Source organism: Bradyrhizobium sp. 186 (assembly GCF_023101685.1).
Classification (GTDB): Bacteria; Pseudomonadota; Alphaproteobacteria; order Rhizobiales; family Xanthobacteraceae; genus Bradyrhizobium.
In genome coordinates this window covers 8,368,299-8,384,108 of the sequence record NZ_CP082164.1, presented here as the reverse complement: position 1 = coordinate 8,384,108, position 15,810 = coordinate 8,368,299, and the positions used below count along the sequence as shown (strand labels likewise).

The 15,810-nt window shown below is 59.9% G+C and carries 14 protein-coding genes and 3 pseudogenes; 11 read left to right on the top strand and 6 right to left on the bottom strand.

Going from position 1 to position 15,810, the window contains the following annotated elements; genetic code table 11:
- The first annotated feature begins 28 nt into the window (after positions 1-28).
- The 3 genes from IVB18_RS40225 to sctV are packed head-to-tail and all read left to right on the top strand — an operon-like array spanning position 29 to position 3,112.
- On the top strand, positions 29-565 hold the full coding sequence (locus tag IVB18_RS40225; RefSeq protein WP_247985754.1) for a hypothetical protein: 537 nt from the start codon (positions 29-31) through the stop codon (positions 563-565).
- 2 nt (positions 566-567) lie between these two features.
- Positions 568-1,008 carry a histidine kinase gene (locus IVB18_RS40220; RefSeq protein WP_247985753.1) on the top strand — a complete coding sequence of 147 codons (441 nt, stop codon included), beginning with the start codon at positions 568-570 and terminating at the stop codon, positions 1,006-1,008.
- On the top strand, positions 989-3,112 hold the full coding sequence (sctV, locus tag IVB18_RS40215) for a type III secretion system export apparatus subunit SctV (RefSeq protein ID WP_247985752.1): 2,124 nt from the start codon (positions 989-991) through the stop codon (positions 3,110-3,112). The genes IVB18_RS40220 and sctV overlap by 20 nt, the downstream gene beginning before the upstream one ends.
- Before the next feature lie 1,353 nt (positions 3,113-4,465).
- On the opposite strand, the gene IVB18_RS40210 is transcribed toward sctV, so the two are convergent.
- Complete coding sequence (locus IVB18_RS40210) at positions 4,466-7,090, bottom strand: NEL-type E3 ubiquitin ligase domain-containing protein (RefSeq protein WP_247985751.1); 2,625 nt, start codon at positions 7,088-7,090, stop codon at positions 4,466-4,468.
- Between the two features lie 181 nt (positions 7,091-7,271).
- On the opposite strand from IVB18_RS40210, the gene IVB18_RS40205 reads away from it, so the two are divergent.
- The gene (locus IVB18_RS40205; RefSeq protein ID WP_247985750.1) at positions 7,272-7,592 is read left to right on the top strand and encodes a transposase; all 321 of its coding nucleotides are present in this window, start codon (positions 7,272-7,274) and stop codon (positions 7,590-7,592) included.
- Between the two features lie 491 nt (positions 7,593-8,083).
- Here IVB18_RS40205 and IVB18_RS51855 read toward each other — a convergent pair.
- A pseudogene (locus IVB18_RS51855) lies at positions 8,084-8,484 on the bottom strand (ATP-binding protein).
- On the bottom strand, positions 8,481-8,642 hold the full coding sequence (locus IVB18_RS51850; protein WP_276581226.1) for a hypothetical protein: 162 nt from the start codon (positions 8,640-8,642) through the stop codon (positions 8,481-8,483). Before IVB18_RS51850 ends, IVB18_RS51855 begins: the two are co-directional and overlap by 4 nt.
- 888 nt (positions 8,643-9,530) lie before the next feature.
- Between IVB18_RS51850 and IVB18_RS52045 the strand changes: the two genes are divergently transcribed.
- Positions 9,531-9,731, top strand: coding sequence for a hypothetical protein (locus IVB18_RS52045; RefSeq protein WP_346732693.1), 201 nt, complete (start codon positions 9,531-9,533; stop codon positions 9,729-9,731).
- Positions 9,732-9,770: 39 nt separating this feature from the next.
- Here IVB18_RS52045 and IVB18_RS52040 read toward each other — a convergent pair.
- The 3 genes and pseudogenes from IVB18_RS52040 to IVB18_RS40185 all read right to left on the bottom strand — a co-directional run.
- Positions 9,771-9,833, bottom strand: a pseudogene (locus tag IVB18_RS52040) (hypothetical protein); the annotation flags it as partial.
- Between the two features lie 14 nt (positions 9,834-9,847).
- Positions 9,848-10,140: pseudogene (locus IVB18_RS40190) on the bottom strand (transposase); the annotation flags it as partial.
- 271 nt (positions 10,141-10,411) lie between these two features.
- On the bottom strand, positions 10,412-11,107 hold the full coding sequence (locus IVB18_RS40185) for a nodulation protein NolW (protein ID WP_247985749.1): 696 nt from the start codon (positions 11,105-11,107) through the stop codon (positions 10,412-10,414).
- 134 nt (positions 11,108-11,241) lie between these two features.
- On the opposite strand from IVB18_RS40185, the gene IVB18_RS40180 reads away from it, so the two are divergent.
- The 6 genes from IVB18_RS40180 to IVB18_RS40155 all read left to right on the top strand — a co-directional run bounded on the left by IVB18_RS40180 (position 11,242) and on the right by IVB18_RS40155 (position 15,778).
- Positions 11,242-11,772 (top strand): nodulation protein NolB, encoded by a 531-nt coding sequence (locus IVB18_RS40180; RefSeq protein WP_247985748.1) that lies wholly within the window; start codon positions 11,242-11,244, stop codon positions 11,770-11,772.
- Between the two features lie 9 nt (positions 11,773-11,781).
- Entirely contained in the window at positions 11,782-12,648 is an 867-nt protein-coding gene (sctJ, locus tag IVB18_RS40175) for a type III secretion inner membrane ring lipoprotein SctJ (protein WP_247985747.1), read from the top strand.
- A 13-nt stretch (positions 12,649-12,661) separates the two neighbouring features.
- A complete protein-coding gene (locus tag IVB18_RS40170) occupies positions 12,662-13,294 on the top strand; it encodes a nodulation protein NolU (protein ID WP_247985746.1) in 633 nt (210 codons plus the stop codon).
- Positions 13,291-13,911 carry a type III secretion system stator protein SctL gene (gene sctL / locus IVB18_RS40165; protein WP_247985745.1) on the top strand — a complete coding sequence of 207 codons (621 nt, stop codon included), beginning with the start codon at positions 13,291-13,293 and terminating at the stop codon, positions 13,909-13,911. Before IVB18_RS40170 ends, sctL begins: the two co-directional genes overlap by 4 nt.
- A gap of 89 nt (positions 13,912-14,000) precedes the next feature.
- Positions 14,001-15,269, top strand: coding sequence for a type III secretion system ATPase SctN (gene sctN / locus IVB18_RS40160; protein WP_276578594.1), 1,269 nt, complete (start codon positions 14,001-14,003; stop codon positions 15,267-15,269).
- Positions 15,245-15,778, top strand: a complete 534-nt coding sequence (locus tag IVB18_RS40155; RefSeq protein WP_247985744.1) for a hypothetical protein — start codon at positions 15,245-15,247, stop codon at positions 15,776-15,778. The genes sctN and IVB18_RS40155 overlap by 25 nt, the downstream gene beginning before the upstream one ends.
- Positions 15,779-15,810 lie beyond the last annotated feature (32 nt).

Here is a 15,810-nt window from a genome sequence, read left to right as displayed (position 1 = left end):
GGCCCGAAGGAAGGATAAGGAGATCGTCATGTCAAAGCTGTCCCGCTACGATGTCGGGTCTGGCACTGCTTCGCAGAGACTCAGCGAGGACCATTATGCATCAGTCATAGGGCCGACCATCCAACCCAATAAAGGTGAGGCGGACGGTGCTCGTGCAAATGGCGAGAAGGAGCGGGCGTCGATCTGGGGCGAGCTGAACACGCCTTATATGCCGCTGGATGTAGCGATCGAAGCCGCATCGGAGACCAAAGATATTGATGCAGTCGGGTGTGCCAGTCTCAACGAGATGCGCACTCGCATTTATGAGATCGAGCAACCCGCTGGGGTGGCATCGCTCTACGGGCGCGATATCGCGCACGATCTGCTCTCCTTCGTCACGCCAAGGCTACGTCATCCGGACATGCTGCAGGCAGAGCGGTATAGCATTGTTCTGGAGCGTCTCGTCCACAAGCTGGCGGCCGCGCCTGCGGATTCGATGGCGCGGGACGGTATCGTCGTCCTACAGCAGGGACTGCACTGGCTAGCGCTGCTCCGCCAGAATCGGAATAGCTTGATCGAAGCCTAGCAATGTTCAACTCCGATGGAGCGCAACGGACGACCAACGTTTCCGAATCCGATAACGTCTCACTGAGTTCCGGGCAGGAGCGCGATTTGCTCTGTACATTTTCCTATCTTCACCTTGCATGTGGGCAGAGCGCAGAATGCGTGGCTCTCTTGCGACTCATCGTCGGCAACTACTCGCGAGATGTCGATCTATTACGGATTCTCGCCTATGCCCTCATCTCGGAAGGCCTCGGAGGTGAGGCGTTGCAGGTCCTAGATAGACTAGACACACTTGATGACGAACCCTCGGCGCGTATCTCTTTGACGCTGTTGCGTAGCCACGCCCTGCGGCGGGCCGGCCTCATAGACGAGGCGCTCGCCGCTTTCCAACGCTATGTCTCGTTGCGTGACACTGGCCTGATCAATCAACGATCGGAAGGTCCCCATGACCAGCGTCCTGCGTAAGATCTTTGCGCGCGCGTCGGCCAGCTCCGATTTGATGGTCGCGTTGATGCTGCTTCTGACGGTCGGCATGATGATCATGCCGATCCCGATAGTGGCGATCGATACGCTCGTCGGCTTCAATCTGGGCTTCGCCATATTGCTGCTAATGGTCGCTCTCTATATTAGCACTCCACTTGATTTCTCGTCCTTGCCAGGCGTCATTCTGATTTCCACGGTATTCCGTCTGGCGCTCACCGTCTCAACGACGCGGCTGATCTTGGCTGAGGGGGATGCGGGCAGCATCATTCGCACGTTCGGTGATTTCGTCATATCGGGAAATATCGTCGTCGGCATTGTCATATTCTTAGTCGTGACCATGGTGCAGTTCATCGTCGTCGCCAAGGGGGCTGAACGCGTGGCGGAGGTGGCAGCGCGGTTCACGCTCGATGCTCTGCCAGGCAAGCAGATGGGAATCGATGCTGAATTGCGCAATGGCCATATCGATCAGAACGAAGCCCGCAGCCGGCGCGCTACATTAGAGAAAGAAAGCCAGCTTTACGGGGCTATGGATGGCGCCATGAAATTCGTGAAGGGCGACGCCATCGCAGGATTGGTGGTTATCTGCGTCAACATGCTGGGCGGGATCACCATCGGCCTGCTCTCCAAGGGCATGTCTTTCCAGGCGGCGCTGCAGCAATATACCCTGCTGACCATAGGTGACGCGTTAATCTCACAAATTCCCTCGCTGCTGCTCTCGATTACAGCTGCGACGATCATCACTCGTGTAAATGGGGTTGTAAGGCTCAATCTTGGTACCGACATCGTTAACCAGCTCACAGCAAATTCGCACGCATTGCGGCTGTCTGCCTGCGTCCTGGTTGTAATGGGGGCTATTCCGGGTTTTCCGCTCCCTGTCTTTCTCGTCTTGGCTGCAGTCTTTGCGGCAGCGAGCTTTGCCGACGGTGGGGTCCAAAGCGGCAAGAAAAGCGCCGATGTCTCTCGCCCGGCTCCCACACAGTCTAACAAGGAAATCGTGCCTGCGGAGGCGCTACCCGTCGCGTTGTTCCTTGCGTCAAGTCTGACACGGGCGATCGACAAAGAAGAATTGCAACAGCACATTGCACGCGTTTCGGGACTGATCTCGTCTGATCTCGGCATCACAATTCCGCGCATCCCCATCGAGGTCGACGAGCGCTTGCCAGACTTGCAGTACAGGGTGGATGTCGAGGGCGTGCCCGTCGAGCAGGAGTTAATTGATCCAACGCAGCTCGCACTCCACGACGATCCGGCCAACATTGAATTGAGTGGCATCCCGTTTCGGCATGACCGGGAGACGGATCAAATCTGGATTGAACAGAGCAATGCAGCGGCTCTCAAAGCAGCCGGCATCGGGCACTACCGTCCCATTGAAATCCTGGCCTTGCGCGTCCATTCGGTGTTGACCCGCTATGCACAGTGCTTGGTGGGTATCCAGGAGACGCGCCAGTTGCTGGCCCGCATGGAGACGGAATATTCCGATCTGGTCAAGGAGGTGTTGCGTACGACGCCGATCCCTAAAGTAGCCGACGTCTTGCGGCGCCTCCTGGAGGAGGGTATTCCGATCCGGAACACACGGCTGGTCTTGGAAGCATTGGCCGAATGGAGCGGACGTGAACAAAACGTCGTCTTGCTCACGGAACATGTTCGCTCCGGTCTGAGACGGCAAATCTGCCACCGGTATGCCAACGCACACCGCGTCGTGCCGGTCTTTATCATCGAACGTCAAACCGAGGATATCGTGCGCAGCGCGGTTCGAGAGACTGCCAAAGGACCCTACCTGGTTTTGAGCGACGGGCAAAGCGAGGCGCTGCTCTCAAAAATGCGTCAGATCCATTCGAACGTAGTTCGGGGGCAGATCAAGCCCGTTATCCTTGCTTCGATGGATATACGACGCTTTGTCCGCGGCTTTCTCACCCGTAATGGGATCGATCTTGCTGTTCTATCCTATCAGGACCTTGCCTCGGACTTCACAATCCAGCCTGTTGGATCCATTACACTCGCAGCCGCAAAGGACGACGACGTTCCGTCCGAGGAACTCCGCAACACGCTCCTTGCAGCCGATTCACAGTCGCAGCAGTCAATCTAAGAAGGACCGCATGAATTCACTTCGTAAGGCAGTGCGGTGGCGCTTGGGTTCATTTTGTCTGCTTTCGTGCTCGGCGCTCTTCGCCACTCTGGGGCTCTGCAGTTGCGCTAGCTGGGATAGACCAGCTCTTCAAATGCAAGCGACGCCGGCGCCAAAGTTGCTCGGCGCCAAAGATATCGATCCAGCTATGCGCGAACGCATTGAGTGCGCGATCGGCCGGACTCCTGACCAGGAGCTTTGCGCGATGCGCTGAAGCAAAAAAGCGCGGAAGATCAATGCAGGATCGGTCTTGCGTGTCGATGCGAAAGCGCCTCGCATTGAGTGCTCGCCAACGTCTGCCTGGACCTGCGATTTATATGCGCTCAAGACCAAATGCGTTAACTCGACAACGTGGGACGCTTGGTGAGCCACAACCGCAATACAAGCAATCGCGACAGCGCAGCGTATTCCGATTTCGCGTAACCAAATCACGTTGTCCGCAACGATCGGTGCACGATATGGCGCAATGCAAGCACCCGCCCGCTGCGCTGGCGCTGCCGCCCTACAGAAGTGGCCCGGGCATAGCTAATAGTAGCGGACGTAGTAGTTCTGTTGTCTCGATTACCAACTAGGTGAGCAGGGCCTTTTTGGGAAACACGCCTCGTGCGCATTAAGTGCGGCAGGGAACTGCTGCCGGCATAAGAGAAATTTGATACAGTTTGATTTTGCGACGCGCCTCTCTTGCGCTAGTCCCGTTACGTGCGGCAAGCGTGGTGTTTGGGCTGGTGCGGACTCCCGGCAAAGCGGTGTCGAAACCCGCTCGTAAGATCCCTGTGTTCGTCTCCTGGCTTGCTCGTGGGCAGGAAGTCTCACGTCACGCTTTACCCGGCATAGCACCCAGCGTGAACTCGAAATTGATCGGCTGATTGGGCTTTTCCTGCATACGCCATGGCCGATACCAGGTGTGATGCAGGGATTTGCTGCATCGTTATGCCGCCGACTTGCGACTCGGCACCCGCTGGAGCTCGTCAGGATGTACAAAGAAAATTCCGAACGCCTATGCGATGAGCCAGTCAATCAGTCCTCGTCCACTCCGGATGGAATAGGCTGATTGCCTGGCGGCAGATTACGTAAACAATAGCGGCAGTCGGTTGGTGTTGCGAAGGTGATGAATTGCACCTGCGCCGCTGCCGGGTGCGCCCGCCGCGGCAATCGTTCGAAAAGATCGAGCGCCGCCGTGCGGTTAGATCCTGCCGGCCGAGCACTACATTTTCACAGATGGTCCCTCGGCGCGCGGGCGTCCGAAGCCGACCATGACGCGCCGACGGCTGAGTGAAAACAGGATTGACAGCTCCTTGCAACGGGATGGCCGCTTCACAGCTCAAGGTCCGCGAGCACCTGACGCGTCAGCGCGCCCTTGATCTCGCGGACGATCTCATCGCGGATCTGCGCTCCGAACTGCCGCTCGGCATCGCTGTTCCCGATTAGCTCATGACCGGCAAGCCGTTGCTGGAGGCGGCTGTCGAACTCCTCCCCCATCGCCTCGAGGAGTCGATGCTGCATCTGTGCATGGGGTTCGGGTGCGATCCGGCTCAGCACCGTCTCCCAGGGTTGCCACCGAGTTGCCAGATAGTCGGCCAACCCCGTCTCCTCCTCGTCGCGCACCCGCATCTCAGCCGTGCTGAGGTCGTACTCAGTGACCCAGGAGACGCCGAAGAAGCGCATGTCCGGGGCGATGTGCCGTAACTCAAGCCGCTCGCGCAGCTTGACCTGATAGGCCAGATAGACTTCGATCTCGTCGACAAAGCGGAGCGAGTTGACCTTCTCCCTGGCGATCTGCTCGAGCGCGTCCAGGCGGAACAGGACGCGGCCCTGCTGGACGAGATCGTCAAGCCGATTGTCATAGGCGCCATCCTCGACTTCAGCGTTTAAGCGTGCGGTCTGCATGCCGTTCCAGGTTAAAGTGATGCGATCCTCGCAGCTCTCGCTCGCTTCGAAAGCCAGCTGAAAGTACTGCTGGCGCAATTGCGGCCTGGTCGCCGCCTGCCGCAGATCCTCAATCACGGCCTGCCGGAACTGGGGATTGCCAGAATTTACGGTGTCCCGCAGCCTGTCGAGGAAGCGCGCGTATTCCGGCGCACCCGCCTCGTCGGCGAAGTTCTGCCAGGCGGCCAGAACCTCCGGCTCCCCCTCGACCCAGTCGGCCACAGCCTGCGCCAGCGGCCGCTCATGATTCACCGCCGGTTCCCGGCCCATTGAGAAGAAGACCCGAGGGCCGGTATAGCCTCGCGCATTCAGGGCCATCGCCAGATTCGTCTGCACCCGCTCGGGCAGCGGATTATCCTCCAGATAGACCATACACCCAGAATCTAGCTGCGTTAGCAGGGTCTCCGGCAGGCTGGCTAACCGGTTGTCTCGCACCTCGAGCACCTGGAGCTCGGCCGGGAGGGTCTCGGGCAAGCTGGTCAGCCTGTTGCCGCCGGCATGAAACCTCTGGAGCTCAGGCGGGAGCGTCTCGGGCAGGCTAGTCAGCCGGTTGTCACGGACGAAGAGCAACTGGAGCTCGGCGGGGAGGCTCTCGGGCAGGCGGGTCAGCCGGTTGCCGTCGGCTTCGAGCTCTTGGAGTTCGGGCGGTAGGGTATCGGGCAGGCTGGTCAGCCGGTTGCCGCCGACCTCAAGTAACTGAAGTCCAGTCGGAAGGGTCTCCGGCAGGCTGGTCAGCCGGTTACCGCGAACATCGAGCTGCTGGAGCTCGGCCGGCAGGGTTTCAGGCAGGCTGGTCAGCCGGTTGCTGGCGACGGCGAGTGTCTGAAGGCCATCCGGAAGTGTTACGGGCAGGCTGGTTAGCTCATTGCCGCCGATGGCGAGTAACTGAAGTGCCGCCGGCAAGGTGTCAGGCAGGCTTGTCATGCGATTGCCGCGGACGTCGAGCGTCCGGAGTTCGGCCGGTAGGTTGTCGGGCAGGTGCATCAACTCGTTTTCGCTGACGTCGAGCGTCCGGAGATCGGGCGGAAAGGCGGGGGGCAAGGTCGTCAGGCACAGGTATGGTAGCTCCAGCCGTGCATAGACGTCGCCGGCCTCTCCCCAGGCTTTGATTCGTCTTACCGCCTCTTGCCGGTCCTCGTCTTCTGTCTGCTCCTCCTCGCCAGCCCAACTGTTCAGGATTTCGTCAAGCTGCGATTGCTGGAGGACGGGGCCTTCAACGTTCGTCGGACCGCCAGCAGGGCCGGCGGGGGAGACCCGCCCGTCGCTCAAGGCTTGGACCCACTGCGCCCCTGCCGGGGCTAACCAGTGCCCTTCTTCTGAAGTATTGCCATCGCCGGGCCATGGCCGTGGGTCGAGGAACGATCCCCCGTGATTATGCTCCCAAGGAACAGTGGAGGTCGTTGGCCAATCATCATCGGCGTTCGCCCACGAATACTCCTGCTGGTCGACACTATGCGTCGGCAAGTGGACCGCTGAGTCCAGGCCGTGCCAGTAGTCGGTTGAAGTATTGCCATCGCCAGGCCATGCTCGTCGGTCGAGGAGCGATCCCCCGTGATTATGCTCCCAAGGAACGCTGGGGGGCGTTGGCCAATCATCATCGGCGTTCGCCCACGAATACTCCTGCTGGTCGACACTATGCGTCGGCAAGTGGACCGCTGAATCCCGGCCGTGCCAAGAGTCCGTCGGACTGAAACTGCCGGCTGGCAACTGGCCACCGCGACTTGCGGCCGCAAAAAGCACATGCTGATTGCTCCCCTGTTCAGATTCGGTGGGCGGATTCCACGTCGACCGCGAGGTGCCTTCCCCGTGGTCCAACCCGTCCGCATCCCTGTTCGACACATTATAAGGGTCGCCGCGACGATTTGCATTGCGGGGCGGGCGCTCGCGCAGGTGCAACTCGTTCAGGTGCTGCTGAAACCCCGCTTGGTCAACTGGGAGCTGTTGCAGCTCGTCGTAGTCCGTCCGGGCGAAATCCGGGGGCTCGAATTGGTCGAGATTGTGGAACGGATCCATCGGATTCTCCTTTGGCAGATCCAACAGCTAACGCCGGGCCCAGATCGACACCTTCTCCCTAGGAGGCTTAGCTTTCGAGAAGCTGACGGTGCGCAGCTACGCGAACCTCCTCCGAATGAGTGGACACCTTTAGTAGGCCCAGAGAGCCAGGACGCGTCGAATGGAAGTACGTCAACGTCGATTGTTTACCGAGGAGTACAAGCGGCAGGCGGCTGAGCTTCTGGTGTCGAGTGGCCGATCGATCAGAGCCGTTGGCAAGGAACTCGGTCTGCGCGGTTCGGTGCTGCGGCGCTGCGTTGAGAAGCTCCGGCAGGAGCCGGCATCGGCGACGCGGCGCCCCAGCACGCAGGCGGCGCCGATGTCGGCGGACCAGGCTCCCGAGATCGCCCGTTTGCGCGAGGAGAACGAGCGGATGCCCATCGAGCGGGACATTCTAAAAAGTCGATCGCGATCTTTGCCGGAACGCGGACACGAGCTTCCGCTTCATCAAGGACCATCGTGATACCTACCCGGCGGCTGATGTGCGCCGTGCTCGAGGTCTCGCCGGCCGGCTATTACGCCTGGCGCGAGCGTCCGGACAGAGCACGCACGACCATCAATGCTGCGCTCTTGACTGATATTCGACAGGTTCACCAGGACAGCGGCGCGCGGGGACGGCAACCCACGGGTCCATGCCGCGCTGCGGGCACGGGGACTTGGCGCCAGCCGTGGCCGGATCGAATGCCTAATGCATCGGCACCGCATCGGCGCCATCATGGCCCGGCCGCACCGCGTTGCCGACAGCCGTCATGGCCTGCCGATCGCGCCAAACCTCATCGATCGCAACTTTAGGGCCGCAGCAGCGAACCGGATCTGGCTCGCCGACATCACTTACGTTTCGACTGCAGATGGCTGCTGTACCTGGCGGCGATCATGGACCTCTGTCAACGGGCAGCGAACTTTCCGTGAGAATGTCCAGATTTCCCTGGGTGAACGGCGATTGTGGGTCGGGGATCAGCCGCTATCGGAATCGTCATTGTTCCTTCCAGACGGGCCGCCGCGGCGCTTGGGCTGCGGCGGGTTTGTGAGCGGGCGCGAGCGGACGTTTTCCGGGACGAGAGCGGCGTGCTGGCGGAGCCGATAGCTCGATCCCTCGATTTGGATAACAATTGCGTGGTGAAGCAGTCGACCAAGCAATGCTGTGGCCGGTTCGAAGTGAGGATCATCGCGCCCTTGTCATAGCGGGCGTTGACCAACTGGAAGAACAGATTGCCGCCGCCAGGCACGACCGGGAGGTAACCGATCTCGTCGACGACAAGGAGGGAGGCGCGGGCGAGGAACCGCAGGCGCTCGCGCAAAGTGGTGGTGACGATGTCCGCGAGCGTGGCGAACGCGACGCTCTTTCCCGCCTTCACGGCCTCGACCGCGAGTGCCGTCGCGAGATGGCTCTTTGCCGGTGTCGCAAGCAGATGAATTTCAATTCGGCAAGCGCCAGAATGCGATTGCGATCGAGCGAGGGCTGGAATGCGAAGTCGAAGCCAGCGAGCATTTTGACGGTGGTCAGGCGAGACATTCTCAGCGCGGTGCTGACACGGCGACTGTCGCGCACCGTCAGCTCCTCGATAAGCGTGATCGAGCGCCTCAATCCAGGTGACCTCACCCTCTTTCAATTCGCCGCACCGTGGTGTCCAGCATTCTGAGCGCACGTGGCATCTTGAGTGCGACTAGGCCTTTCTTGACGCTGTCGATCGCTGCCGGCTGCGTGTGGATGGTTATGGCCGGCCTTCCGATTGGGGGAGCCGTTTGCGACACCTTGGTAAAACCCCAGCGACCGCCTTGGCATGTGATCGCCGGCCCGATCGACGAGGGCTTTGGATACGCCAGGTCGCGACCTGGACCGGTTGACCGCCTCTCGATGCTCGGGTGCGACGCGAGTTCGCCGGCGGCCTTCTCCAGAACGGGATGGACGGCAACGATTTCGCCTTGATCGAGAATGGGATTAGAGCAATTGCTGCACCTCGACAATGCGCCGCGTATGGTCGGGTATGCTGTAATAGTTGCCGCCGATCCACACGAGCCCGTCGTGGCTGACACGGCGCGAGTTTGAGCAGCGTGTCAATCGGCATTGGACTGGGACCCCCGATCGGCATCCAAAAGGGGCTCTGACTCATATGTGGAACGGCCCGGGCTGCAAGATCTTTCTCTGGTTGAACAAGGGATGACGGTGCGGTCATATGTTCGGCCTGTAAACGCGGCGCCCGGCCGCTGGCCACGATGATATCCGCGGAAGCAATCGCCCAATCAATTTCTCGCGCTCGAAGCGCAGTGAGTCAGGCGGTCTGATCGCTACCGGGAATGTCGTCATTCGGGGTTCATCCAGATTTGCACCTTGCCTCCTCGGCAGCTTTCTTCTTCCGCCGGAGAGTTCTTAAGATTAGGTTTTCAGCATTGCAGGCGGCGCATGATAGATGCCGCCTCTGACCAGCAAGACGCAGATGGTGCGCGCAATCTTATTGGCGAACGTCACCGCTATGAGCTTGACGGCCGTCTTTGCAGCATGGTCCGAATCCAGAGCGGGACTTTCAAGCCTCGCTTGCCAAGCTTGATGATTGAGGTCGCACCAACGATCAAGAGCGTCCGTATGCCGATTTCCACGCTTTGATACCGCCCCGAGCCTTTCTTTCCCGCCGCTCGACTGTGCCCTCGGCGTTAACCCCGTCCAAGCTGCAAAATCTCGTGCAGCCGCAAAACCGCGAGCATCCAAGACCGATGTCCGAACGCCAGCGCCGCTACCAGTGCCTTCTCCGAGCGCTGATAGCGTTGAACAGCTCGGTCGAGAACCGCCCCTGGCGGTCCTGCGGCACCTTCAACTCGATCTTGCCCACCCGGGTGATCAGCGAGCGGGTGTAGTAGCCGGAGCGATAGCCCAGCCGCGTCTCGCCGCGCCCAGCGCCTCCGCCATCGCGGCTTCGAGAGCTTCCTGCACCGCACCCTGGATCAGCGGTTTCAGGATCCCTGTCCGACGCTAAAAGCTGTTTGACGGCAGAGCCATCCGTCCTAGTCTTCGTCACGGTCGTGGTGGTCCTTGCTCCGCTATGGCGGTGATCTTCGCAAGCACCGGATTTACCGCTTCAGCCGCTCAGCTTTTGCAGAACCTCCCGCACACTACCACCGGCCATCCCGATACTGGTGGACAAGGTGGCGCAGCGGCAATTCTAGTGTTCTGGAGCCGATTTACGACACGTACGTCTCGCCGTGCTTGTGCAGCGTCTGACCGGACGGTCGGTCCAGGCTCCTTGCACAACCCGCGTAACGGCTCATTGAGGAATCCGGCTAGCCGTATCATCTTCGGCCCGGCCCTTGCGCAGGCAAGGCACCCTCCTGGCGCGGCATGTCTGAAGAGTACGGGCCTTCAGTTCGCCCATCCCGAACGATCGTCGCGGAGGCCCCACGATATAACATCAGCACAGATTCACGGGACGGCATCTCGACGGAGCGAGGTCGCGCCTGCGCCTCCGCCACAAGACCATTGAGCGTCTGATCCACGAGTGCGATGAAGCGTGGTGGACCGGACGCAAGGACTAGGCCATTTCCCGGTGCCGGTCTCATGATGTAGCGTTCGTCGGAAATGGCGAGCGCATCGAGGGTTGCCTTGAGCGCGTCGCAGCTGATTGAAGTTAGGAGAAGCAGACGAGTTTGCGCTTCCTTTGCGGTAGACACGTAAAGCACGAGCCCATCGTAGTACCATTGAAGATTGTAGAGCTGAGTCAGATGGTCAAGGAACTCGCGCGGTGGCAGGTCCGGCATGTGCCCGCGAATCCGACCCTTCACCTCGGCGCTGATGGTGACTTTAATATTGAGGTTGTTGCCGAATTCCTGCAGCGCGGCAGAAAGCTCCTGATCCAGAACCGTATACCGATAAGGTGTCGAGGGCAGCGACAGGGGAGCGCCGCGCGCCATCTGTATTCCGCCGGAAACGAAAACGGCGACACACAGGACTCCGTTCAAAACGTGCGGGATTATGGATCGGATGAGCATTCATGGTTCTCTTTGACTTAAAGCAACAGGAGTACGTTTGGTACGTGAACGCGAAACGTGATCTTTAGATGACGATGTGCGGGCGAACTCGTCAGCTTGTCGTCAGCTGGCCTGTCTAGGACATTGAGCCGCTAATGGGCATGAACGGCTGGTCGTATCACATCTCGATGAGAGCGGGTCTTTCCATGATGATGTTGGGCGCTGCGCCGATTTCTCACAATCTAGAAGGCCTGTCCAAGGCCTGTTCGGCAACAGTGGTCGACGAGCAGGTCCAATTTCAGCAGAGTCTCTTGCAAGCGGCTTCGGTTCAAGACCTTGCGCCTCCAGTAACGGAAGCGGCGGCCGTTCCGCCGACATCCGAGGTGTCGCGTGCAACAACACAGGCGAGCCCGCTGGGCGATCGCATCCTCCAGAATCTTTCTGCGATGTATCCGGTCAATGCAGTTCCAAAAGGTGCGGAGACCGGGTCGGCGTCGGAGCCCCTTTTGCTGCAACCGGGCAAAGCGGAAGCAGGTGTGCCGGGCGCCCCCAGTGGCGCAGCTGACTTCGAGGCGATGTTGGCGAATCTGAAGGATGTTTCTGATAGCGTCATCCAGGTAACACTCATTTCAAATGGCATCGGTAGCCTCGGTTCATCTCTGAACAAGCTGATATCGGCGGGCTGAGTGGGGCGAATGATTGGTTTAATCGATCGCGAAAGCGGTCAGGCGCGCCCATTCCGCAAGCGGCTTCAACTTCTGGCTCTGCTGCCGCTCCTGCTTGCCCTGGTTGGTTGCAAAGCCGATCTCTACACGAAAGTGCAGGAGCGTGAGGCCAATGAGATGCTTGCTGTCCTCCTCAAGAACGGGGTCGATGCGCTCCGCGTTGCTGCTAAGGACGGGACTATCACGATCCAGGTCGAGCAGACTCAGATTGCTTCCGCAATCGACCTGCTGAATGGCGAAGGGTTGCCGCGCCACGCTTTCAAGAGTCTAGGCGAAGTGTTCAGCGCGGCGGGTCTGATTGCTTCGCCGATCGAGGAGCGCGCCCGTTACGTCTATGCGCTGAGCGAGGAATTATCTCGCACGATCAGTGATATCGATGGTGTCCTCTCGGCGCGCGTCCACGTTGTTCTGCCAAAGAACGACCTGTTGCGACGTGACACCACGCCATCTTCGGCGTCGGTTTTCATCCGGCATGACTCGAGGGCAAATCTCTCAATCTTGCTGCCGCAGATTAAAATGCTCGTCGCCAACAGCATCGAGGGCTTATCCTATGACAAGGTGGCTGTTGTTTTCGTCTCAGTCGAGCGGCCCGCACTAGAGCCGCGACCGGCGGCTGCGGCTGGTTTCGCCCAAGCATCTGGAGTCATTTCAACGCCATTGGTTGCGGTTGGCATGGGTCTCGGCGGGTCTGTATTCGGCGTGCTATCCTGCGTCTTGCTGAGCGCTCGTGGGCGTCAGCGCAGGCAATCATCTCAGAAAGTTAGCGCGGTTGGTGGGCGCTCGGGTGTCTCTGCTATCGAGATGATTCGCAAAGCGACTAAGCCTAATGCGGCGTAGTGTGGTATCCGACATGACGAGACCGAATCCGTCTGCCGAGCGGCATGATCCGCTGAAATTAGCCTCTGTAGGTATTCGTAAGCTTGCTGCCACGATTCATCCGACCCGCCTTGCCGCGCGTCTTGACGCGAACCTCTCGGCCGCGACGTTGGTGCGACTGCAGAAGAGTCCTAGGCTGCAGATAAGACTGCAAGCGTTGCTGCTTGAAGATGAAATGGGCTTGAACGGAAGTGACTTCGGGCCAGACCTTCTCCTCGGGCATGATCCGAGCAGGGCTGCCCTGCTCGCCGGCGGCATTTGGCATGCCCGTTCGCTGACAAGGCTGATTTCAAAGCACGATGTCGCCGTTCTGGTCGAGCGCGTCGGCACCGAGGTGCAGGCTTTCGGGATCCGACATGCAGCGCATGCGGTTTCGACCAGATTAATTGCTGATCCTCAACAACTCGCGCTAGGGATTGAAGACGATGGACATGCCTGCCTCGGCGCTTGGCTCGATGAAGCGTCAACGCTTGATTGCCGCCGCGTGCTTCTACGCCTAGCTGTCGGAACGGCCGCCGACAATCCTGCGACTGAACACCGCGATGCTGCGGGCCAATTGTTTTCGCCGGTGTTGGCCCAATTGGCGAGGGAGGTCCCAGCGGGATGACAGCCGACGAAACTGCGCCGCCCGTCGCTCCGCACATCCGCCCGCTTGGGCCACTCATAGCGGCGAGGGATCTCGAGATTTGGCAGAGCGCCCTCGAGGCACGCGCCGTGGCCGAGCGCAATCTGAAGCGGGTTCGCGGCTGGGCGCGCAGAGCTTATCAGAAGGAGCGTGCGCGCGGCCATGCCGAGGGGGTGAGGGCCGGCGCCGAGGAAATGGCACAGCTGGTCGCGCAGGCTGCCTCGGAAGTGGCACGACGAAAGGCCGTTTTGGAGCAGGAACTGTCAGCGCTCGTGATGGACATCGTAACTGATCTACTGGGCGATTTCGATCCCGGCGAGATGTTGGTGAGGACGGTTCGTCACACGATTTCGCACAGATATGGCGGGGCGAAACTGTCCCTTCATGCGTCCCCCATGGATGCTGATGCGCTTACGCGCGAATTTGCTGCCTGCGACGGACGGGAGGACCGGCCGGCGGTCCGAATTATTCCGGATCCGGCGCTGTCAGCGAACGAATGCGTGCTGTGGAGCGAATTTGGCAATATCCATCTCGGACTTGACGCGCAGCTCCGCGCACTGCGTTTGGGCTTTGGGTTAGATCATGAGGCAGGCGAATAGTGACGGCGCCGAGACCAGACCATAGCTGTCCTGATGGAGATGGGACTCTGCACGCGGCACTGGCTCGTCTGCGAACTACGGCAAGGCATGTGGACACGCGTGTCGTACGCGGGCGGATCACGCGGGCGATCGGCACGTTGATCCATGCAGTTTTGCCGGATGCTCGTATTGGAGAAGTTTGTGTGCTCAAGGATCCGCGCACCGGATGGTCGCTTGAGGCCGAGGTGATCGGTCTGTTGCAGGACGGCGTGTTGCTGACGCCGATCGGTGATCTGCAAGGCATGTCCGGCCGCGCAGAAGTCGTTGCCACTGGCCGAATGCACGAAGTGCCGGTCGGCCCCAATTTGCTTGGCCGGGTGATCGACAGCTTCGGCCGTCCCCTCGATGGCAAGGGCGCAGTCAAAGCCGTGGAGACGCGTCCGCTGCGCGGCAAAGCGCCAAATCCAATGACGAGGTGCATCATCGATCGCCCTCTACCACTCGGTGTTCGCGCCTTGGATGGTCTTCTGACATGCGGCGAGGGCCAGCGCATCGGCATTTATGGAGAGCCTGGTGGCGGCAAGTCGACGTTATTGTCGCAGATCGTAAAAGGCGCGGTCGCTGACGTGACCGTGGTTGCGCTGATAGGCGAGCGCGGACGCGAAGTGCGTGAATTCATCGAGCGGCATCTTGGGGAGACTGCCCTCCGCCGCACGGTCGTCGTCGTTGAGACCTCCGATCGCTCAGCGACGGAGCGGGCGCAATGTGCTTATACGGCAACCGCGCTCGCCGAATATTTTCGCGAACAAGGCCTGCGCGTCGTTCTGATGATGGATTCATTGACGCGATTTAGCCGCGCTATGCGCGAGATCGGGCTTGCTGCCGGTGAGCCACCGACCCGCCGGGGCTTTCCTCCCTCTGTCTTTGCAATGTTGCCAGGTTTGCTGGAGCGCGCTGGTATGAGTGAGCGTGGCTCAATCACGGCCTTCTATACCGTGCTTGTGGAAGGTGACGGCACGGGCGATCCAATCGCCGAGGAAACGCGTGGCATTCTCGATGGTCATATCGTTCTTTCACGCTCTCTCGCGGCGCGGGCGCATTTCCCCGCCATCGATGTACTGTCGAGCCGCAGCCGCGTCATGGATGCCGTCGTATCTGCACCGCATCGCAAGGCAGCATCCCTCTTCCGTGATCTTATCTCCCGTCATGCAGAGGCCGAATTTTTGATCAAGGTTGGCGAATACAAGCAAGGCAGCGATCCGCTGACGGACCGAGCTGTCGCTTCGATCGATGATCTGCGCGAGTTTTTACGCCAGGGTGAAAACGATGCGTCCACTTTTGAGGAAACCGTCACATGGATGTGCCGTCTGACCGCATGAGTTGCATACACGTTTCGTGCTTGCGGCAAGTGAAGGATATGCGCGAGCGTAGTGCTCGTAGTGAGTTGTCCAATATGGAAGCCAAGCGTCATATCGCGACCTCGGCCGCGGAGCACGCATGGCAGGAACTTGCAATTGCTGAAAAGCATCATACAGAGGCGCAGGCGGAGGTTTACCAACAGTTGATGTCGGTCGGTACCTTGTCCGTCGTTGAACTCGATCATTGCCAGCTCACCCTTGAGAGGCTCGCGATTGAGATCACCTCGAAACGCCGCACACTTGAGGAGGCGCGTATCGCTCAAAAGCAGGCCGAGACAGCGGCATCCGAGAGGCGTGCGCACTGGGCGAAGCGTTCCGCAGCGACTCATAAATGGCGACAAATCGAGACCGACGTCCGGCGTGCGGCCGATACCCATTCGGAAGTAACAGCCGAGCTAGAGGCTGATGATGAAGTCTTGCTTCGCCATGGGAGGGGTTTGTCCACGCCGGCGGCGGGCGGTGCAATTTGATGACCGCTAGTCCAGTTGGGAAGCAAATGCGC